The following is a 21268-nucleotide window of genomic DNA, read 5'->3' as shown; positions in this document are numbered from 1 at the left end:
CGATACAGGCATTTTTACTCTATGGGGACTTGTATTTTAGTTCCAAATAGTAAGCATCACAAAAATGCTTGTTCTTATTAGAAAATGACTTATTTTTTGGATTTAAAGTCAAAAAAAGTGGTGTTAAAGACGATTTCTATTACACAGATTGGAAGAAAAAAGTTTTACTGGACGACTTAAAAATCCCCCAATTATCACGCTAGATAAGTGGGGAATATACTTGTTATGTATCGTTCAATTAAGGCATTTTTTAATGATTTCATCACTAATGCCGTTTTCTTTCATTTTCTCTGCAACAGTATGTTTGTAATCAGTCAGATCTTGATAGTGGAATATCATATTCCCTAAATCCTCCAAAGCTTTTTCTATGCGTTTGCGACCAACCTCTGTGTTTAAGTCTATTTCTGCAAATTTAGAGCGATCCCTATGCAGGTTAAGGTAATATATACCACCAATAATCAGTGCAGATATGGCTGAGATGTCTGTATCCTTAAATTTTGTCTCGTAGATATTGACAAGAGGCAAAGTGTGCATTTCACGAAGCATGGCTGTACGAACAGTTGTCTCATTCCCTTCTGCAATTTCCCAACGTAATAGTTCTAACATCACAGATTTTTCTTGAAGTTCCTCCTGCAGATTCTTGAGAATATTGATATACCCTAATTTTGAATCTGTCGGAAATTCAATTCCAGTCAGGACACCCTTAAACCAATAATCGTATCTCTTAACGAATTCATCATAAAACTCGCTAAGATTGTCATATCTGTTATAGAAGACAAGCGGTTCAATCCTGGCTTTCTTAATAAGTTCTGTCACCAGCATTGATGCAAAGCCTTTTTTCTTAATCAGACTTTCTGCTGCCTTGATAATGTCTGCCTGTATGTCGACGTTTGTCCTTCTATATCTTTTGGTTTTGTTTTCTTCTTCTGCCATTTAAAAAGGTATTGATTTTCTGATTTCCACAAGAGCGGTTACCAATTGTTCCAACTGTACTGTTTCATGGGAAGCCAACACGCTGACTCTAAGCCGTGCTTCCTTAGTTCTTACCGCAGGGTATGTGATACCGCTTACAAAGATACATCTTTTTTGCAATTCTCGTGCTATTTCGTATACTTTTTTATTGTCTCTTACCATAATAGGAAATATGGCTGATATGGAGCAGCCTATATCAAAGCCTTCCTCTGTCAGTCGTTTGCGCAGATAATTGACATTAGTCCACAACTTCTTGCGAATCTCTGGTTGTGTCTGTATGAGTTCCAGTGCCTTTAGGGAAGATGCTGCAACCTGTGGAGTCATTGCTGCGGAAAAGACATTACTGTCAGCATAATATCTCAGATACTGAATCAGTTTTTCTGACGCGGCAACAAAACCACCGACACATCCGAAAGACTTACTGAAAGTTCCTGTAATAATATCTACTTGTCCCAAGCAATTATAATATTCGGCTGTTCCTCTGCCGTTTTCTCCCATAACTCCAATGCCGTGAGCGTCATCCATCATAAGAAGACAATTGTGTTTCTTGCAGACCGCAATGTATTGGGGAAGTTTTGATAAATCTCCATTCTGGGAATAGACCCCATCGATGATGACCAATCGAGTCTGATATTTTCCCGTTTCCCGTTCAAGGATCATGTCAAGATAGTCAATGTCGTTGTGTCCTATATGCTTTACATTGGTTCCAATTAAACCACTTGTGGCACTGGTATGGATATACGAATCAATGTAGGCTATGTCATTTTTTCCCAATATAGCACGGAGCAAACCTGCATTGGCACCAAATCCAGATGAGAAGAGAATTGCATCTTCCTGACCAACGAACTTTGCAATGCCTTGTTCCAACTGCTGATGGATGTCTAAATAGCCTCCTATGGCTTGAGCGGCACTTGCCCCTGTACCGTATTTCAGGACGGCATTTATGCCAGCCTCCTTGGTCTCAGTCCTTTGCGACATACCAAGGTAATCATTGGAAATGTATGCGGAAACTTCACCATCATAGCCCTCTATCTGCATTTTTGCTCCAACTCCCGTTTTTGCCATGACCCAATAACTCTTGCAGCCGAACTGCTCCATTTGGTCAATATAGCTTTGGAATTTTTGGCTACGCTCAGTAACATTCTCGTTGGGAGTAATCTCGAAATCTTTTAATGTAATAAATCTTTTTTCCATATAAACAATGTATAGATAGTAAATAATGCTACAAATGTAGCTAAAATACTAAGAAAATACAAATTTTGAAAAAAAAAAAAACTATTTTTCTTGTTTTAAACAATATGTATATGTATATTTGCAGCGTCAAGAAGATAATTTGTCGACAATATTATTGAACAGACATTACAAAGCAATGCCGGAAGCTAAAAGAAGGCAAATTAAACATCAAAATTATGAAGAAGATTAATAAAATCACAATTCTTAGTGATGACTTACTCTCTGAAACGCTCGGAGGATTATCCAATCGGACAGAAATCGAATCTCCATTCTTGGATAATTGCTCATGCACAAGACAGGATTCGTCTACTGAAAACACATTCTTAGACAATTGTAACTGTAAATAAGCAGAAGTATTAATTTGATAAGTGCAAGGAAATCTTGCACTTATCAAAATTATTTAAATATGAATATCAGTAAATATAATCATTATATAGAACAAGGAGAATCGTGTATTATCTTCAATGCCTATACTGTATCCTTTTTAATTACCAATAAAAGAGATATAAATAAGTTTCTTTTAATGGGGAATTTTGAAGAATTAGAGAAAGAACAGCCCCAACTATTCTATGATCTGTGTAAAAAAGGTATGCTTATACCTGATTTTTTTGATGAAAAAGCAACTTATATTAGCGATGTTATGGATAGGAAATTCTCGGGCAAAACTTATCACATGATTATCAATATGACCATGGATTGTAATTTAAGATGTTGGTACTGTTATGAAAACCATATTGATAATTCTGTGATAGGAGAAGATACAATCTCTTCTATTATAAAGCACATAAAGTTAAAATATGACAAAGCACCCTTTGAGTTGTTGACTTTAAGCTTTTTCGGAGGAGAACCTTTATTGTATAAAGAGAAGATTCTGCATATATTATCCCTAATAAACCCTATTGCTAGCATTAAAGGGTTTAAAATAACCATAAACTTTACCACAAACTCTACACTATTAACAAAAGATTTTGTAGATGCAATAAAAGGATACCATTCTACATTCCAGATAACTCTTGATGGATGTAGAAATATTCACAATACAATAAGAAAGTACAAAGATAAGAAAGCAATTGGTTCATATGACAGAATCTTAGAATCTTTATCTTTAATAAAAGAGCATCTTTCTGATTATGAGTTAGTATTGCGCATAAATGTTTCTCCACAGACAAGTGTAGGATTGCAATCAATGGTATCTGATATAGAGCCTTTCTTGGATCCACAAAGAGCAACAATTGCCGTACATAAAGTATGGCAAGTGAATGAAAAGAAAATAGACGATTGCATAATAAATAACTTTGTAAAGGAATGTCAAACAAGAGGATTTGTATGTACATATCTTGACTTGAAATATAAACTTTGCAGTTGTTATGCCGACAATCTAAATGAAGTTGTGATCAATTATGATGGTCGTGTTTATAAGTGTACAGCTCGAAAATTTAATGAAGCTAATTCTTGCGGATTTCTTAGAGAAGATGGTGTAATAATATGGGACTACACTAAATTAATGAACAGGATGAATTTACAAATTCCTGAACGATGCATAAATTGTGATATGCTTCCTGTCTGTTCTAAACGTTGTTCGCAGTCTCTATTAGATGAACCGAAAGAGTTTTGTGTATTGAAAGAAGGTTATTCAAAAGTTGACTATATTATTGAGTTATTGAATAATTCAATAGTCTCAAAAAAAAGAGCTAAATAAGATTAGGTGTCTTTAGCTTTTTATCAATAATTTAATGCATATATATATATGAGGTATCTTCTGCTAATTCTTTTTGGGACTATATCATTTACATCTTTTGGTGAAGGACTTAAGGGTAGAGTAATAAATGCAAAACAAGCAACAATACCTTTCGTAAATATTTTAATATATGTACAGAATAACAATAGACCTTTGGGGGGGACGACAACAGATGAAAATGGAGAGTTCACCATTAACAACCTTACCAAAGGGAATACATTAACATTTTCTTCTATCGGTTATAAAACTAAAACATGGCTATATGATGGACAGGACTCTGTAAATATCATGTTAGAAGAGGAGACACAAGTGCTTAAAGAAGTTGTTATCAAAGCTTCAAGATATAAGAAAATGGTGGATAGATTAATAATATATCCAAATAAAGAGCTTAGGGAAAGTACTAACAATGTATGGGGGGTACTTAATAAGCTCCATTTGCCTAATGCTATTATTTCCAAAGAGTCAATGGGAATTACAATGTTTGATGGAAAAAGCGTCGCCTATCAAATAAATGGTATGCCAGCTACTGCTGATGAATATCTTGCAATTTTACCCAACCAAATAAAGTCGATAGAGTTTATAGATAATCCTGGCGTTAGATATGCTACTCAAAATTTTGGTGGAATCCTTAATGTCAAGACTAAGGAAGGGGTAAAAGGTTATGGATTCGGATTCAAAACAATGGATGCTGTCACGACTTTATCAAGTGAAAATAACATCTTTCTGAAACTTAATAACGTAAAGGATCAAATCACGTTTATTTATAGCAATAAGCTCAGGCATTATACCAAGAACAGAATTGACACAAGGCTTGTATCCGATCCGCTTTCGCTCTTACAGATAAAAGAAGGCGACAACTCGGTTTATAGTTATCGGCAACATAGTCTTAAAGGTGTGTATAGTCATGTTGCTAAATCACTTCTTTTGAACGTTAATTTCAACACAGAATTCTACAATAATAACAAAGATGAAACCTTACAGAAAGTGTACACATTCAATAACTTCATAAGTAACACCGCTTTGACACCCACGTACAAATCAAATTTATATTCATTTGACATATATGCATTCCAAAAGATTTCGAAAAAGGATAATCTGATATTTGACTTGTTAACAACATGCAGAACCAGTAATTATAGATATAATTTTATGGAGACGGACCAGTCTTCCATGATTTCATTTAACTATCAGTATGGTGTGCGTGGTAAGCGTCTATCGTTTATTCCGGAACTCTTGTACGAACATAAGATAAATGACATGAATAATCTTTCTATAGGAGTAAGGATAAATTATGCCAAAACAAATAACAACTATAGCCAAGATATAATGAAGAAAGACCATTCTGACAGCTATGACATGTTTAGTTATGTACAATTGCTTGGTCGCTATAAGAAACTAAGTTATCAGATTGGACTTGGAGGGAATATTGTTAGCTATAACAAGGACAGTATCTCCTATACGAAAAGATTCATGCGCCCCATGATTAAATTTTCATATGCTCCAATCAATAATTTGACTTTCTCTTTAAATACAGAACTTATTCCCCATATACCAGAGTTGACAGATATGGCAAATATCACAAGAAAGTTGAATTCCATAGAGATAGAAAAGGGCAATCCTGACTTACGTCCTTACATAGAATATAATAATAGACTTGATGTCACCTACAATATCAGCAGATTATATTTTCAGCTAGCTTATTCGTATAGGTTCAGCCGCCATCCTTTTGCCCCGAACAGCTATATTGATGATTGTGCTATTTATTATGTTACGGATAAATATAATAAAAGTCGAGTTCATACCCTAAGTACCTTTCTCAATTATGAAGTTATTAAAGATCGATTAACATTATCGGGATCCTGCGCTTTTTCAAAAACTTTATTTCAGAAAGACAATCTCGACTACTCGAAGAAAATATGGAACTACTACGTAGAGGGTAACTTGAACTTAACAAAGAACTGGAGTATGAATTTTGGTATTATTAATAACCGTAAGGAATTTAGAGGTAATCTTTACTTAGCACAAGAAGATGCTGTCTATTTCTCTACATCTTATCACCTTAAACAATGGATGTTTACCGCAGGGATATGGGATCCATTTAGAAGTAAGATTAAGCTTTCCGAAAGGAATTATGCTAATAGCAAATTTACCAAAAGCATCATATCGTGGAATGCCGATAAAGCCAATATGGTGTATATACAAGTTTCGCTTAGCCTCAATAAAGGACATAAAGCTCAAACATTGAGGCAAAAGATTCACAATATTGACGATGAGGATGGCATTGTTAAATAAAAGTTATAAATTTCCAAATCAATTGCAACATGATACTATGCAGTGTGGAGTAGCATGCTTAGAAATGATATGCAAGTATTATAAAAAAAAATATTCTGCAAATTACCTGTCTAAGATGTGCCGTCCAACAATAGAAGGCGTATCCATGCTAAGCATCAGGAACACAGCATATGCGTTGGGGTTTGATTGTGAATGCGGTAAGATAAATGTTGAGGAGATAAAAGACATATCCTCTCCCTGCATCCTCCACTGGAATCAAAACCACTTTGTTGTACTCTACAAAGTTAAGAAAGGAAAAACTTTCTACATAGCTGACCCAAGTAAGGGACTTGTAGAATACAATATAGAAGAATTCAAGAAGCATTGGATAAGTACCTGTTCTGGTAGCGAAGAAAAAGGTATTGCAATGTTTTTAGAACCCACTTCAAAATTCTATGCCAATCCGTTTCAAAAAGATAATCAGAATGGGCAACGCTCTTTCAAGTTTCTCTTTGGTTATATTAAAAAGTACCGCCGTTACTTCGGGCAGATTGTCCTAGGTCTACTCGTAGGTAGTCTACTACAGCTCATTCTACCTTTCCTTACCCAATCGATCGTGGATGTAGGCATCAAGAACCAAGACATTGGTTTTATTTGGTTGATACTCCTGGGACAACTAACGCTCACCTTCAGCCGTACAGCTATTGACTTTATTCGCCGTTGGTTGCTGTTACAGATCTCTATTCGGATAAACATTTCGCTGGTGAGCGACTTCTTCATCAAATTGCTTAAGTTACCTATGTCATTTTTCGACACAAAGATGATGGGTGATCTCATGCAAAGAATGAACGACCACAGTCGCGTTAACAGTTTCCTTACACAGCAGACACTGAATGTCACCTTTTCCATATTTACATTCGTCGTATTCAGTATTGTATTGCTATCATATAATTGGCAAATATTCCTTATTTTCCTTTTGGGGAGCCTTTTATATGGTGGATGGTTGATGCTCTTCCTGAGACGAAGAAAGGTGTTGGACTATGAATTATTCGAACAACAGGCTATCAATAATAACAAGACCTATGAATTCATCACTTCCATGCAGGAAATAAAGCTACAGGACTGTGAGCAACGACGTCGCTGGGAATGGGAGGACGTGCAGGCCGACCTCTTCAGGGTGCAGATGAAATCGCTGAAGCTCCAGCAGACACAGGAGGCGGGCAGCATCTGCATCAACGAGCTGAAGAACATCGTCATCACGGTGGTGGCAGCAACAGCCGTGATTCACGGACAGCTTACACTGGGTATGATGCTCGCCGTACAATACATCATCGGACAACTCAACTCTCCCGTAGAACAACTGATGAATTTCTTCTATTCGGTGCAGGATGTAAAAATAAGCCTTGAGCGTATCAATGAGATACACCGCATGGACGATGAGAACGGAAAGCAAGGATTGGAAATGGCACTGAAAGAAGAAAATCAAGGCATAGACCTTGAAAACGTAAACTTCAAGTATGACCCTCATGCACTGAAAACTATCATTGATGATGTGAGCCTTACAATCCCCAAAGGCAAGGTAACAGCCATTGTGGGCGCATCGGGCAGCGGTAAAACTACTCTTATCAAACTGATGTTAGGCTATTATCCCGTATTGGGCGGACAAATCACCATTGGAGGAACGGATATAAACACACTCAACAAGAAGTGGTGGCGCAGGCAGTGTGGGGTGGTGATGCAGGACGGAGTAATCTTTTCGGAGTCGATAGCACGTAACATTGCCGTCGATGATGGCGAGATAGACAAGCAGCGGTTACAGAAAGCTGCCGAGATAGCCTGTATTCACGATTATGTGATGGGGCTGCCCTTAAAATACAACACAAAGATTGGTCGCGATGGTGTGGGATTGAGCCAAGGGCAGAAACAACGTATATTGATAGCGAGAGCCGTCTATAAGAACCCCGACTATATTTTCCTTGACGAAGCCACCAACTCGCTCGATGCCAATAATGAGCGCATGATAGTGGAACATTTGGACGAGTTCTACAAAGGCAAGACAGTAGTTATCGTGGCACACCGCCTAAGTACGGTGAAGAATGCCGACCAAATAGTGGTATTGGATAAAGGCAAGGTGGTAGAAATCGGCAACCACGAAGTACTCACAGCAAAGAGAGGCGCATATTATAACCTTGTGAAGAATCAATTGGAATTGGGCAACTAACAGCAGAAAAAGGAAGATTATGGCAGACGACAAGATAGAACTCCGTAGCGAAAAGGTAAGGCATATCATTGGAGAGATACCATCAAGGATTGTCCGTTATGGCATCACGATCATCACCATTGTGGTATTGGGACTACTGGCAGGTGCATACTTTATACCTTATCCCGAAACCATCAGTGCAAAGGTACAGATGACAAATGCCCGTCAAGGCACAATAGACATTCCCTATAAATACGTGAATACGATAACGAGAGGAATGACGGTAAGCATCGAAATTGAGGGTTACGATGCAGAAACATACGGAGCAGCCCATGGTATCATAACATCCACATCACATACACCTTGGCAAACGGCAGAAGGCAGCGTGTTTATGGCGCAGGTAAGGATAACGGATTGCAAGTATAAAATTATCAGCAGAATGACTGGTGCAGCATCTATATTAATAAGCAATGAAAGTATACTTCAAAGGATTATAGGGCGAATTATAAATGTCCAGTAACTTCCTTTTTAATTGTAATAAAGCGATGAAAGAGGGCAATATCCATGTTAGTATGTCCACATTGCTGTTCAATGGAAATGATCAAAAATGAGAAGAAACGCAATGGCAAACAATGCTACTAATGCAAACATTGCCAGAAACGTGTTATTACCGGCTACACCGACAAAGCCTATTTTCCTGACACTGATTCTGAAATCATTCAACTGACCAAAGAAGAGCTGGGTATTTGTAGTATGGCACGAGTATTGGAAATTTCAGTTACCACTTTGCTTAAAAGGATTTTACAGATAGCAAGTAAAATCAAACAACCGCCTATCGCTGTAAGATAGAGAAATAAATCATGTAGTTGCCTTCAATGTAGGCAGAGTACCAATCGTACTTTGTTGGTAATACTTAAAAGCTCTTTCCTCTTCAAAGCCAAATTTATTTATACCGATAAATTGAAAAACTATGGCTATCTTATCAGTTAGGAAATACACCATACCCGTTTTTCATTCCACCAACCATATCGAGCTGTACAATCTTACACTTCTCACTCACCTAAAACGACTAAATTGAAAAACGATTTGTTACAGCCATAGTTTGTTAGTACTGACAACTATCATAAGAATTTACTTGTGAGTATAACTCTGTTCTTTAATTACCACACCACATCCACAACGCTATATCTGTGCTTGCGCTACTTGTCTGGAAAGAGATGGGATAAGACAGGGGTATTCTTTATCCTTTGAATCTCTGTTTCCACAAGCGATAGTATCTCTTGCTTCACCTTGCGATAGTTGACTTCGATGGTCTCTTTGAGATTATCGGATCCATCTTCGTTTGTAAAGTCTGCAATCGTGGGAATTGATTCGTAGGTCTTTGTTTCTGCAGATACCTTGGCACTATCCACCACAATCTCAGCATGGAAAATCTTCTGCTCGATACGCTCGTCAAAGTTGTCGGACACCGCACCCACAAACATACCCTGTGTGAGATTACTGATTTTGCTTGCAGGGATAAGGCTGTCCATCTGTGTGGAGATAGAGGTGGATTTGTCGTTTCGATTGATGGTCATGGACTGTCGTTGCTGAAGTACCTTACCAAACCGTTCGGAAAGCGTCTTAGCCGTCTCACCGACTACCTGCCCGGAAAAAACATTTCCCACCGTATTTTGAATCACCTTGCTTTCTTTGTCTCCATAGTCACGGGTTAACTGCGAAAAGTCCTGAAAGCCCAGACACACTGCTACTTTATTACTTCGGGCTGTGGCAATCAAATTATCAAGTCCACGAAAATAAATGGTAGGCAGCTCGTCTATAATAACCGAGGATTTGAGTTGTTTCTTCTTGTTGATGAGCTTCACGATACGGCTGTTGTAAAGTCCGAGTGCAGCCGAATAGATATTCTGTCGATCAGGGTTGTTGCCCACAACAAGGACTTTCGGCTCATCAGGATTGTTGATGTCAAGTGAGAAATCATCACCCGTCATCACCCAATAAAGAGCCGGCGAAATCATGCGTGATAGAGGTATCTTGGCACTGGCGATCTGTCCCTGCAACTGGTCCTGCGCTCCACCCTCCCATGCGTCCATAAAAGGAGAAAGGTAGTTGGCAAGTTCATCGTAGGAAGTGAGTATCGGGAATATCTGTGCGTAGGGACGGTTGAGAAATTCGATGGCATGGGGAAAGGTGCAATACTTCCCGTCCTCATAGATTTTCAGAAACCAGATGATGGCAGCCAGCAAGATAATCGGTGACTCCACGAAGAAGTCTCCCTGCTTCTGAATCCACGAGCGGTTGAGATTGAGCATAATCGTATAGGCACTCTCATAGGCATCCGATATATCCGTCATAAAGGCTGGATTGATGGGATTGCAACGGTGGCTTCTGCGTGGGTCGTCAAAGTTTATCACATAGAACTGTGGTTTTACCTTGTAAGCATCCAAATGCTGGAGCAGGTGATTATAGGCAATCTCGGAAAGGTCTGGGAACTTGTAGTCGTAGATGTACATGGCAAAGCCTTTCTCTATCTGCTGCTTGATGTAGTTGTTCACGATAGCGTAGGACTTACCAGAACCCGGTGTACCGAGCACCATTGAGGCACGGAACGGATTGACTACGTTAATCCAACCATTGTTCCACTTCTTCTTATAGTAGAAGCGTGTAGGAAGATTGACAGAGTATTCATTCTCCATCAACCGAGTTTCCTGCATAAAACTCTCGTTCTCTGTATTGAAAACATCGTCCATCAGGTTGTTTTTGAGTAGTCGGCTCATCCATACGCCACCCATCAGCAGACAGATATAGCCAACGGACAGCGTAAATATATAGAGGGAAGCTACCCCGATCTTGCCGATGGGCAATACCAACAGCCACCAGTTGAGAAAGAAGAATACAAAGCCAGAGAAAAGCACCGTCCAAATCTTCGGCCACGTGATTTTCTCTTCCTTCACGCCCTTTGTTCCCAAACATGAGAGAGCAAGAAAAACCACGCAAAAGAGTTTTGTCCAGAGGACAGACGAAAACAATCCCGTCGTTCGCTGGAAATTTATCAGTATCTTATTGATGATACCAAGTGTGAAGTGCCACTGCTGAAATGCCTCGTAGCAGAACCAATAACAGTTGATAAGGAGGAATATCACCGATATGCCCCGCATAAAGTCCATAACTTTACCCAATGCTCTTAAATCATCTTCTTGTGCCATAATCGTATTGCTTTTATATTTGTTGTATTATCGTTATTTGAATTGCATTTGAATGTTGCTCAAACAAAGTTTGAAATACCTTACCTATCTTTTCCTCCGTCTGAGGTTGACTTTGCTTTGCCTGCGAAGTTTACGCTGCCAAGCCGCTTCTTTCCAATCATCGTTGCCCGTAGATACGAAAGAGTCCCCCACCATATCCTCTATGAGTTCATCGACAAGGTTATCACCCTCCTCTGCATTGGATTGTAAAGGCTGGACAGTTGCCGATTGTTCCAAACAGACAGAAGGACTGCCATACAGCGTCTTGTCCAAGAATGGGTTATGCGTTGGATTAGAGAAATAGGTGTTGAATACATTGGCGGCATATCCTTTGCCCAATCGTGAGCCATTGAGTACAACGCCCACTTTATCGTCAATGAATGTGATGCCATAGATGCGTCCGCTTTCGTTCTTTCGGATTACTGCACGCAAGCCTTGTTCTTCCAATCTTTGTTGTAGGGCCTTCTCTGTTTGAGGAGAAGAACACATCACTTCCAATATCCTGTGTCTTATTGCCAGTATCAGTGGCTTAATAGCTTGCTTTGATTTCTGTATCCTGTTCTGTACAGCAGTATAGCCCATACCACGACCAATGTCCGAGGCATGGATGGGTGTGCTTATTTTGTAGCCCTTGTCGTCAGTCGGGACATAGACAAGCCCATCGTATTTTCTTCCCCGAAACTCCGTCTTCACTTCTTCCACGGTAAGGCTGTATGCGGAAAGAACGGCATTCAGTTCGCCCAAGGAACAGAATCGGTAATGCTTAAGCACCATGAGAAGAACGATTGCCACCTGCTCTCTGATGTTTCCTTTACCAATATCCACCTTGGGCATTTCTGCTTCCTCCTTATCATTGACCTTTGAACTCGGAATAAGGTTATATTTCCTCTCTAAGACATCGGTAATCTGCTTGCTTCGCCGTTTCTCAAACTTATCGTTTATCTTTCGTCCTTTGCTATCCACTCGAAGCGACACGATGTGGATATGCTCACGGGCGATGTCATTATGCTTGAACACGATATAAGGCTGGTTGCCATAACCCAGTGCCTCCATATACTCCTTGGCAATCTGTGTGAGTGTTTCATCGGATAGTATCTCGTCCGGGTGAGGATTGAGGGAGCAATGGAACACCGTTTTCTTGGTACGGCATTTCTTGGGTATCAATGCTTCCATATCTGCAAACACCTCCTCCATCGTATAATATCCCTCCTTGTCCTGATACAACTCAGCGGCAAGGAGAATGCTTGCTTCCCCTTTCTCCACCTTTTTGAAGTTATAGCCGAGTGCCCCTCCAAGGTTCTCCGTTGCAGAAATCTTGGCAATCATTTCTTGCGGTAGTCTATGGTCAGACTGACAGCCTGCTCCTGTAAGGTGATAATTTGAGCCGACAAATTTTCTAATTTTTCAAGCATAATCTGTGCGGTTTTTACGCTGTGATAGCTGTTGATGGCACGCACGGTCTGGTTATACAACACACCAATCTTATGAATTTGTGCCGTCAGTTCAGAGAGTTTTCGGTAATATTCCACGGCGGATTTATCCACCGTTATCACCTTGAAACTCTCTCCAAGAATACGACCACGCACGAAATCCGACTTGGTCTGCGCCCCTGAACGCTGAAACAAATCAATCGCTCGCTGCTGGTCTTTGGGATTGGGAAGACGGGTGTCCCATCTGTCCCATCGTTCAATCTTATCATTCATTGTCTTTCCTTTTTGTAATTACGACTTTGGAGTAATTCTCTCCCCCCTCGGGGCAAGGGTCTTTGTCGGCAGAAACGGAGTTTGTCGGACAAAGACACACCTTGCCAATATCAAGAGTTGATACGATTGAAGTATCCACCCTTTTGGGGTGTCTGCTTCGGGACGTTACCTCCATGTATTATTCTCGCCTGCAAAGTTACGTCAGATTTTCAAATATCTCATTATCAGAGATATTCACTCTTTTTCCTCGTATTTCCCTGCACTTCATCGCTGTAATAAAATCAGCAGAAATATCATTTATTTTGCAATCAGAACGAGCGAACAATGGTATGATAACACAAGCAAAAAATATATCATATTACCGTTGGCTTGCACCAAAGATGACAAGAAGGAACAATACATATTCATAACAATTTATTGTCATGACAAACTATTGTCAATACAACAAATTGTAAGAACTTGAAATCGTCCTTTTGGACTATCGCCCGAACCATACGCAGTCAGAGCAAACTGTCTGCTGATGACTCTTAATAATGAGAGAATATCCAAACATCAAATAGACAAATAATATGAACTAAGAAATTATCATTATGGAGAACAAAGAACAACGCCCCCTTTTTCTGGGCTTCTCTTCCCAAAAGGGAGGAGTGGGAAAAAGTACTCTTGCCGAAATCGTAAGCAGCATATTGTACTACGAACAAGGCATCAACCTCTTCGTGATGGACTGCGACCTGTCGCAAGACTCTTTCTACAAACTGAGGGAACGTGAGAAAAGTATCGTTCAGGAGAGCGAAGAGCTTTCCAAATCCATGCAGGAGTACTTTCATCACCTTGGCAAAAAAGCATACAGAATTTACAAGTCTGCACCCAAGGAAGCCGTCAGGACTGCACGAAGTAAAATCGACGGTATCAGCAACGAGAAGTACCAGTTGGTTATATTTGATTTCCCGGGACATGCCGGAACAACCGAACTGATGGAACTGTCCCTTCAGATGGACTATATCCTTTCTCCGATTGAAGCCGACATTCAGTCGCTGGTTTCATGTCTGGCATACGCCAAGACTATCACGGAGATTGGAGTTTCGATGTCCGACTCTCGGATAAAGGACATTATCCTGTTCTGGAACAAGGTGGACAGAAGAGTAAGGAACATCATCATCGATGAATATACAAAGCTCATCGACGAATACGAACTCACGCTCCTGCCCGGCTATGTATATGCCACGCACCGCTTCTCTCACGAACTTTCCACATACGGACTGCGCGGAGTGTTCCGCTCTACCTATCAGCCCCCTGCAAGGGGATTACGAACGGGTACGGGGCTGGACGAACTCGTCAATGAGATAATTCAACGTCTCAAACTAAAAACGAAAACAGAAAATGGCAACGATTGAGGAAAGAAAGCAACAGCTGGAAAACAAGCTGAAGAAAATGGCAGAGGACAATGTCGTGGTGAAACCTGTCACGATACCAAACTCCTTCGACCCTTCCGAGGATACTGAGTCCTCCCCTGCAACATCAGGGGAGGAAGACAATAATTTAGAAGAGACGAAAGAAACGAAAACAGCAAAAGAAAAACTGGTAGATGAAATTGAAAGAGAGGAAACGGGGAACACGGAACAGAAACGGGAAAGGAAACCGAGAATGGAAAAGCCCGGCGTGTCCTCCCTTTCCATAGAGGACTACCGTTCCCTGTACTTTCATCCCGTCCGCTCCCAAATGCGGACAGCCTTCTCCATTAATCTGGAAACGCTGCAGAACCTGCGCAACGTGTTGCAGGACTTGGGGGAGCGTGTTTCCATAGCCGCATATATAGACAACATTCTTAGGGAACACCTGCGTGAACATTTGGAATTGCTCAACAGTGCGGCAGCAAAACAAAGACGCAAGACAACAATAACACTATGATGGAAACAATACTTTTCAGTTTTATACTGATACTCATCATCATTTGGATAATGCTGGGTATCCTGTACTTCTATATGCGGTATGTATCTCCGTATGGCATCCTTATCAAGAAAAATAAAAAGGGCAATGAGCAGACTAAGGAGAATGAAGCGACGAAGGAAAAAGACGGACAAAAAGGAGAAGGAAAAGAAGATCAAGCCGAGTTTGTACTGATTGGCAAAAGCCGTTCCATTTCCCCTATTATCCCACAAGTTCCCTCTGCTTCTTCATCTGAAAATTCAGAGCAGAATAGTAATAATTTTGCACCTCAGAACTCCGAAAAGAAAGAGGACATGAAGGAAAGGGACAACGAGATGGACGTTGATTTCGAGATGGAGCGAGTTGATGAGAATGAGGTCGCCCGTGAGGAATTAATTCTGCCCATTGAGTCCACATCGGACGAAACCGAGATGTCAGGGCAGTCCGTCCTCGCACGTGACTTAGTCCGCCTGCAAAAATGGGCAAAGGACTGTGAGGAGGCTGATGAGAAAGAAGTCAAAGAGACCATTCGGCAGCTTCAAGACTCAGATCTATTGGATAAGTACAAGGAGAACATCGCCAAGATGCAGGGTGAGCAAACTTCGCTATTGGAGAAAATCCGTAAAGCGGAAGAACAAAGCGAGCAACAAGCAATGTTGTTTTCTCAAAACTCAATACCGGCAGATTCAAGCGCTTCTGACACTTCATCCGATAATGACGACGACAAGCCTCTTTCATATTATCTGTAAACAATCAACGATGGAAGCGGGAAAAGAAAACGGCTCATTAACAGCTACAAGGTTTCCACATGAAAATGTGCCTCTCTTTCCCCTTCCTTTTAAGAACAAGCAATTTTATCACACTTAAAATTATAACATACAAATGAACAAAAAAATTACACTGATGATGCTCCTGCTGATGACTGCCACCATAGGAGCATACGCACAAGGCAATGGTATTGCCGGTATCAATGAAGCTACAAAAATGGTAACCTCCTACTTCGATCCCGGCACGAAACTCATTTATGCCGTAGGGGCGGTAGCGGGGTTGATTGGAGGCATAAAAGTATACAACAAGTTTTCAAGTGGTGACCCCGATACGAGCAAGACCGCAGCCTCTTGGTTCGGTGCGTGTATCTTCCTCATTGTGGCTGCCACTATCCTGAGAAGCTTCTTCCTGTAAGGCGATGGCAGCATTTGAAATCAACAAAGGTGTAGGCCGGACGGTAGAGTTCAAGGGCTTGAAGGCACAGTATCTCTTCCTCTTTGCAGGAGGCTTGCTTGCCGTCTTCATTCTTGTGGTCATTCTCTATCTCTGTGGAGTCAGCCAAATTACCTGTCTTATCATAGGCGTAGTGGGTGCCAGCCTTGTGGTATGGCAAACGTTCACCATGAATAGAAAGTACGGGCAATATGGGCTGATGAAAAAAGGAGCAGTACGTATGCACCCACGCTACCTTGTGAACCGCCGTACGGTCTGCCACCTTATCCGTAACCTTCAACCAAAAAAAGCGAAGCAATGAGAAATAAAAGCAAGATAACCACCTTGGAGTCGAAGTTTCCGCTGCTCTCCATCGAGCAGGGCTGCATGGTGAGCAAAGATGCTGACATCACGGTGGCTTTCCGTGTGGAGCTGCCCGAACTCTTTACCGTTACCTCTACAGAATACGAAGCAATGCACTCTGCCTGGCACAAGGCTATAAAAGTGCTACCCAATTACAGCATCGTACACAAGCAGGACTGGTTCATCAAGGAGGACTATCAAGGGAAGCTCTCTGATAGCGGACTGAGTTTCCTTGCCCGTTCCTCTGAGCGGCACTTCAATGAGCGTCCGTATCTCCACCACTCAGTCTATCTCTTCCTGACCAAGACCAACAAGCAGCGTATGGCGCAGCAGAGCAATTTTTCTTCGCTCTGCCGTGGACACCTGCTGCCCAAGGAAATCACCAACAAAGATGAGGTGATGAAGTTTATGGAAGCAGTGGACCAGTTCGAGCGTATCATCAATGATACCGAACAGATAAGGATTATCCGCATGATTGAAGACGAGTTGGTTGGCACAAATGAAAAGGGTGGACTACTCGACAGGTATTTCTCTCTATCAGAAGAAGGGCATGCGTCTTTGGAAGATATCCGCTTGGGAGCAGATCTTGTGCGCGTGGGCGACAATCGCCTGTGCCTGCATACGCTTTCCGATACGGATGACCTGCCGACAACGGTAAGTACGGATAGCCGATATGAGCGACTGTCCACTGACCGCTCGGATTGCAGGTTGTCCTTTGCCTCGCCCGTAGGGCTGATGTTGCCCTGCAACCATATCTATAACCAGTATCTCTTCATCGAGGATAGCGATGTCAACTTGGAACGCTTCGAAAAGCAGGCAAGAAACATGCACTCACTGGCACGCTACAGCCGTAGCAACCAAATCAACGAGGAATGGATACAGGAGTATCTCAATATTGCCCACTCACAGGGATTGACCTCTATCCGTGCCCACTTCAACGTATTGGCATGGAGCAGCGATAAGGAAGAACTTCGCCAGATCAAGAATGACGTGGGCTCTGCACTTGCTCTTATGGAATGCCATCCTCGCCACAACACCATTGATGCGGCAACGCTCTACTGGGCGGGCATACCCGGCAATGCGGCAGACTTTCCAGCAGAAGAGTCGTTTTATACTTTCATCGAGCCTGCCCTCTGCTTCTTTACGGCAGAGACGAACTACAAGGATTCGCTCTCTCCCTTCGGCATCAAGATGGCTGACCGCCTTTCGGGGAAACCTGTTCATCTGGACATATCGGATTTACCGATGAAAAAGGGAGTCATCACTAACCGTAACAAGTTCATCTTGGGTCCTTCGGGCAGTGGCAAGTCTTTCTTTACCAACCACATGGTACGCCAGTATTACGAGCAAGGGGCGCACGTCCTTTTGGTTGATACAGGAAACTCATATCAAGGCTTGTGTGAACTTATCCATCGCAAGACCAAGGGCGAGGACGGTGTGTATTTCACCTATACCAATGAAAGTCCGATTTCCTTCAATCCTTTTTATACTGATGATTACTTCTTCGATGTAGAGAAAAGGGAGAGTATCTGTACGCTGCTGCTCACGCTCTGGAGGAGTGCTGATGAGCATATCACGAAGACCGAGGCAGGCGAACTTGGTTCAGCCGTAAACTCCTATATCGAGCTGATATGTGCTGACCACAGCGTTACACCCTGTTTTAATACCTTCTATGAGTATCTGCGGGACGTGTACCGAAAGGATATGGAAAAGCGAGACATCAAGGTAACCCTCTCGGACTTCAATATCAATAACCTCCTTACGACATTGAAGCAATACTATCGTGGTGGTCGATATGATTTCCTGCTGAACTCGGACAAGAACATCGACCTGCTCTCTAAACGCTTCATCGTCTTTGAAATCGACCAAGTAAAGGATAATAAAGACCTCTTTCCTGTGGTAACGATTATCATCATGGAAGCTTTCATCAACAAGATGCGCCGATTAAAGGGTATCCGCAAGATGATACTCATTGAGGAAGCGTGGAAGGCGATTGCTTCGGCAAACATGGCGGACTACATCAAGTATTTGTATAAGACCGTCAGAAAGTATTTCGGGGAAGCCATTGTCGTAACGCAGGAGGTGGACGACATCATCCAATCACCCATTGTCAAGGAGAGCATCATCAACAACTCCGACTGCAAGATACTGCTTGACCAGCGCAAGTACATGACCAAGTTCGACGGCATACAGGCGATGCTCGGTCTTTCGGAAAAGGAGAAGAGCCAGATACTCTCCATCAACCAGAACAACGACCCGAATAGGCTCTACAAGGAGGTATGGATAGGCTTGGGCGGTATGCAGAGTGCAGTCTATGCCACGGAAGTGAGCATGGAGGAATACCTGACCTACACCACGGAGGAAACCGAGAAGGTGGAGGTAATGAACAGGGCAGCACAGCTCGGTGGAGACATCGAAACGGCTATCCGGCAGCTTGCACAAGAGAAACGGGCTGCACGAAATCGTTAATCGGACAAGACATGTAAAGAATGTATTGGTTTAGCCAAACGTAAACAAATAATGCTCCAAACGTGGATAATCAATTGGACAAACGTGTCCAATCAATTAGACAGTCGTGTCCAAATACTTGGACTAACTTGTCCAACTTATCCCTATAACAGCAAGCTGAATAGACATCCCTTAGTGGACATTCAGACAAACATAGTATTCACATCATAAACAAAAAGAACAATGAGAACAAGAATTTTAATGCTGCTGATTGGCTCCGTCCTTTTATTCAGCGGAAAGGCCCACGCACAGTGGGTGGTAACCGATCCCGGCAATTTTGCCGGCAACATCGTCAATTCGGTCAAGGAGATTGCCACCGCCTCCAAGACGGTGAAGAACACCCTTGACGGATTCAAGGAGGTGGAGAAACTCTACAACGACACCAAGAAGTATTATGATGCCCTGAAGAAGGTGAACAACCTTATAGGAGATGCCTACAAGGTCAAGGAGTGCATCCTGATGGTGGGCGACATCTCGGAGATTTACGTCACCTCGTATAAGAAAATGCTCTCGGACAAGAACTTCCGCCCTTCAGAACTTGCTGCAATGGCTTCGGGCTATGCCAAGCTCTTGGAACAGAGTGGGGAGAGTCTCAAGGAACTCAAGTCCATCGTCAAGTCGGGTGTCCTCTCGATGAACGACCACGAGCGTATGCAAGCCATCGACCGTATTTATACCACGCTTAGGGAAAACCGCTCGCTCGTGTCGTATTACACAAGGAAGAACATCTCCGTAAGCTACGTGCGTGCAAGAGAAAAGAACAACCTTGCCTCCGTCAAGGCACTCTACGGCAATACGGCAAGCAGGTATTGGTAAATCCACAGACTAAAAAAGAACTTGAAAGAACTTTCATAAAACACACTTGCTTATGGATTTTGCCAGTTTACACGAGCTGCTACACTCGACCTATGACGAGATGATGCCCCTCTGTGCCCAGATGACGGGTATTGCCAAGGGTATTGCGGGCTTGGGTGCGCTCTTTTATATTGCCCTTCGGGTATGGGCTTCCATAGCCCGTGCCGAGGCGATAGACGTCTTTCCCCTTCTCCGTCCCTTTGTCTTGGGTTTCTGCATCATGTTCTTCCCGACAGTCGTACTGGGTACGATGAATGCCGTTCTCTCGCCCGTAGTGCAGGGAACGGAAAGCATGGTGCACCAACAGGAGACCAACTTGGCGGAGCTTACCGCCAAACGGGATAAGTTGCAGGAGGAAGCCTACCTGCGCAATCCCGAAACAGCCTACTTGGTATCCAACGAGAAGTTCGACCAAAAGATAGAGGAGATGGGCATCATCGGACCTGAAGATGCCGTGACGATAGCGGGTATGTATGCCGAGCGTGCTGCCTATCAGACCAAGCAATGGATTATGAAGATGGTACACGACCTTTTAGAACTCCTATTCCATGCTGCAGGGCTTATCATCGACACACTGCGCACCTTCATACTCATCGTTCTTGCCATTCTCGGTCCGATAGTCTTCGGCATTGCCGTATGGGACGGGTTGTCGGGTTCGCTCACAGCATGGTTCTCACGCTATATCTCTGTATACCTGTGGCTGCCTGTCAGTTCTATCCTTACGGCACTGCTTACGAAGATACAGGTGCTGATGGTACAGAAGGACATCGAAGCGCTCAGTGACCCCAACTACCTGCCTGATTCGGGGACGTGGTACTACATCGTCTTCTTCCTTATCGGTATCGTGGGTTACTTCTGCGTTCCCACCGTTGCAGGCTGGATTATCGAAGCAGGAGGCGGTATCGGCTCTTATGGTCGCAATGTCAATCAAGCTGCACAGCGCGGTGCACAAAGTGCCTACACGGGCGGACGATATGCCGCAGCAGGTGCCGGGTCGGTTATCGGCAATGTCGGTGGACGTATCAAGGGTGCGCTGCTCAAAGGAAAATAGAAA

General features: G+C 42.4%; 17 protein-coding genes. 12 read left to right on the top strand and 5 right to left on the bottom strand.

Annotated elements, in window-relative coordinates:
- Positions 1–234: 234 nt before the first annotated feature.
- Together DYH27_RS04090 and DYH27_RS04085 are read right to left on the bottom strand one after the other, a co-directional pair.
- Positions 235–933 (bottom strand): TetR/AcrR family transcriptional regulator, encoded by a 699-nt coding sequence (locus DYH27_RS04090; RefSeq protein ID WP_004352624.1) that lies wholly within the window; start codon positions 931–933, stop codon positions 235–237.
- Positions 934–2166 (bottom strand): aminotransferase class I/II-fold pyridoxal phosphate-dependent enzyme, encoded by a 1233-nt coding sequence (locus tag DYH27_RS04085; RefSeq protein WP_004352629.1) that lies wholly within the window; start codon positions 2164–2166, stop codon positions 934–936.
- A 445-nt stretch (positions 2167–2611) separates the two neighbouring features.
- Between DYH27_RS04085 and DYH27_RS04080 the strand changes: the two genes are divergently transcribed.
- From DYH27_RS04080 to DYH27_RS04065, 4 genes are read left to right on the top strand one after another with little or no spacing between them, the layout of a single operon-like run.
- Positions 2612–3904 (top strand): radical SAM/SPASM domain-containing protein, encoded by a 1293-nt coding sequence (locus DYH27_RS04080; protein ID WP_025068456.1) that lies wholly within the window; start codon positions 2612–2614, stop codon positions 3902–3904.
- Positions 3905–3952: 48 nt separating this feature from the next.
- Positions 3953–6235: a TonB-dependent receptor gene (locus DYH27_RS04075; RefSeq protein ID WP_025068455.1), complete on the top strand. Its 2283-nt coding sequence runs from the start codon at positions 3953–3955 to the stop codon at positions 6233–6235.
- Positions 6219–8435: a peptidase domain-containing ABC transporter gene (locus tag DYH27_RS04070; RefSeq protein WP_051132063.1), complete on the top strand. Its 2217-nt coding sequence runs from the start codon at positions 6219–6221 to the stop codon at positions 8433–8435. The genes DYH27_RS04075 and DYH27_RS04070 overlap by 17 nt, the downstream gene beginning before the upstream one ends.
- A gap of 19 nt (positions 8436–8454) precedes the next feature.
- Entirely contained in the window at positions 8455–8934 is a 480-nt protein-coding gene (locus DYH27_RS04065; protein ID WP_025066539.1) for a hypothetical protein, read from the top strand.
- 679 nt (positions 8935–9613) lie between these two features.
- Here DYH27_RS04065 and mobC read toward each other — a convergent pair.
- The 3 genes from mobC to DYH27_RS04050 form a co-directional block, all read right to left on the bottom strand.
- Positions 9614–11620, bottom strand: a complete 2007-nt coding sequence (gene mobC, locus DYH27_RS04060) for a conjugal transfer protein MobC (RefSeq protein WP_115337997.1) — start codon at positions 11618–11620, stop codon at positions 9614–9616.
- A gap of 84 nt (positions 11621–11704) precedes the next feature.
- Entirely contained in the window at positions 11705–12985 is a 1281-nt protein-coding gene (gene mobB, locus DYH27_RS04055) for a conjugal transfer protein MobB (RefSeq protein WP_025068451.1), read from the bottom strand.
- Positions 12982–13362 (bottom strand): plasmid mobilization protein, encoded by a 381-nt coding sequence (locus DYH27_RS04050; protein ID WP_025066457.1) that lies wholly within the window; start codon positions 13360–13362, stop codon positions 12982–12984. Before DYH27_RS04050 ends, mobB begins: the two co-directional genes overlap by 4 nt.
- A 590-nt stretch (positions 13363–13952) precedes the next feature.
- On the opposite strand from DYH27_RS04050, the gene DYH27_RS04040 reads away from it, so the two are divergent.
- The 8 genes from DYH27_RS04040 to traJ all read left to right on the top strand — a co-directional run bounded on the left by DYH27_RS04040 (position 13953) and on the right by traJ (position 21265).
- Positions 13953–14756 (top strand): division plane positioning ATPase MipZ, encoded by an 804-nt coding sequence (locus DYH27_RS04040; RefSeq protein WP_025068450.1) that lies wholly within the window; start codon positions 13953–13955, stop codon positions 14754–14756.
- Positions 14743–15270, top strand: coding sequence for a DUF3408 domain-containing protein (locus DYH27_RS04035; protein ID WP_025068449.1), 528 nt, complete (start codon positions 14743–14745; stop codon positions 15268–15270). Before DYH27_RS04040 ends, DYH27_RS04035 begins: the two co-directional genes overlap by 14 nt.
- Entirely contained in the window at positions 15267–16037 is a 771-nt protein-coding gene (locus DYH27_RS04030) for a hypothetical protein (protein WP_025068448.1), read from the top strand. Before DYH27_RS04035 ends, DYH27_RS04030 begins: the two co-directional genes overlap by 4 nt.
- Before the next feature lie 133 nt (positions 16038–16170).
- Positions 16171–16470 carry a DUF4134 domain-containing protein gene (locus DYH27_RS04025; RefSeq protein WP_029216681.1) on the top strand — a complete coding sequence of 100 codons (300 nt, stop codon included), beginning with the start codon at positions 16171–16173 and terminating at the stop codon, positions 16468–16470.
- Between the two features lie 4 nt (positions 16471–16474).
- Entirely contained in the window at positions 16475–16810 is a 336-nt protein-coding gene (locus tag DYH27_RS04020) for a DUF4133 domain-containing protein (RefSeq protein WP_025068446.1), read from the top strand.
- The gene (locus DYH27_RS04015) at positions 16807–19320 is read left to right on the top strand and encodes a TraG family conjugative transposon ATPase (RefSeq protein WP_115337996.1); all 2514 of its coding nucleotides are present in this window, start codon (positions 16807–16809) and stop codon (positions 19318–19320) included. Before DYH27_RS04020 ends, DYH27_RS04015 begins: the two co-directional genes overlap by 4 nt.
- A 222-nt stretch (positions 19321–19542) precedes the next feature.
- Positions 19543–20175: a DUF4141 domain-containing protein gene (locus DYH27_RS04010; protein WP_023926585.1), complete on the top strand. Its 633-nt coding sequence runs from the start codon at positions 19543–19545 to the stop codon at positions 20173–20175.
- Between the two features lie 52 nt (positions 20176–20227).
- The gene (gene traJ, locus DYH27_RS04005) at positions 20228–21265 is read left to right on the top strand and encodes a conjugative transposon protein TraJ (RefSeq protein ID WP_115337994.1); all 1038 of its coding nucleotides are present in this window, start codon (positions 20228–20230) and stop codon (positions 21263–21265) included.
- Positions 21266–21268: the final 3 nt, after the last annotated feature.

Source organism: Prevotella denticola (assembly GCF_900454835.1).
Classification (GTDB): domain Bacteria; phylum Bacteroidota; class Bacteroidia; order Bacteroidales; family Bacteroidaceae; genus Prevotella; species Prevotella denticola.
Note: the sequence above shows the minus strand (reverse complement) of the source record. Positions and strands in the feature narration are given on the sequence as shown.

Bases quoted from the DNA above. Each gene is read 5' to 3' on its own strand.
- DYH27_RS04070 (WP_051132063.1), top strand. From the start codon at position 6,219: ATGGCATTGTTAAATAAAAGTTATAAATTTCCAAATCAATTGCAACAT.
- DYH27_RS04015 (WP_115337996.1), top strand. From the start codon at position 16,807: ATGAGAAATAAAAGCAAGATAACCACCTTGGAGTCGAAGTTTCCGCTG.
- DYH27_RS04085 (WP_004352629.1), bottom strand. From the start codon at position 2,166: ATGGAAAAAAGATTTATTACATTAAAAGATTTCGAGATTACTCCCAAC.
- DYH27_RS04040 (WP_025068450.1), top strand. From the start codon at position 13,953: ATGGAGAACAAAGAACAACGCCCCCTTTTTCTGGGCTTCTCTTCCCAA.
- DYH27_RS04025 (WP_029216681.1), top strand. From the start codon at position 16,171: ATGAACAAAAAAATTACACTGATGATGCTCCTGCTGATGACTGCCACC.
- DYH27_RS04010 (WP_023926585.1), top strand. From the start codon at position 19,543: ATGAGAACAAGAATTTTAATGCTGCTGATTGGCTCCGTCCTTTTATTC.
- DYH27_RS04075 (WP_025068455.1), top strand. From the start codon at position 3,953: ATGAGGTATCTTCTGCTAATTCTTTTTGGGACTATATCATTTACATCT.
- traJ (WP_115337994.1), top strand. From the start codon at position 20,228: ATGGATTTTGCCAGTTTACACGAGCTGCTACACTCGACCTATGACGAG.
- DYH27_RS04065 (WP_025066539.1), top strand. From the start codon at position 8,455: ATGGCAGACGACAAGATAGAACTCCGTAGCGAAAAGGTAAGGCATATC.
- DYH27_RS04020 (WP_025068446.1), top strand. From the start codon at position 16,475: ATGGCAGCATTTGAAATCAACAAAGGTGTAGGCCGGACGGTAGAGTTC.
- DYH27_RS04050 (WP_025066457.1), bottom strand. From the start codon at position 13,362: ATGAATGATAAGATTGAACGATGGGACAGATGGGACACCCGTCTTCCC.
- mobC (WP_115337997.1), bottom strand. From the start codon at position 11,620: ATGGCACAAGAAGATGATTTAAGAGCATTGGGTAAAGTTATGGACTTT.
- DYH27_RS04090 (WP_004352624.1), bottom strand. From the start codon at position 933: ATGGCAGAAGAAGAAAACAAAACCAAAAGATATAGAAGGACAAACGTC.
- mobB (WP_025068451.1), bottom strand. From the start codon at position 12,985: ATGATTGCCAAGATTTCTGCAACGGAGAACCTTGGAGGGGCACTCGGC.
- DYH27_RS04080 (WP_025068456.1), top strand. From the start codon at position 2,612: ATGAATATCAGTAAATATAATCATTATATAGAACAAGGAGAATCGTGT.
- DYH27_RS04030 (WP_025068448.1), top strand. From the start codon at position 15,267: ATGATGGAAACAATACTTTTCAGTTTTATACTGATACTCATCATCATT.
- DYH27_RS04035 (WP_025068449.1), top strand. From the start codon at position 14,743: ATGGCAACGATTGAGGAAAGAAAGCAACAGCTGGAAAACAAGCTGAAG.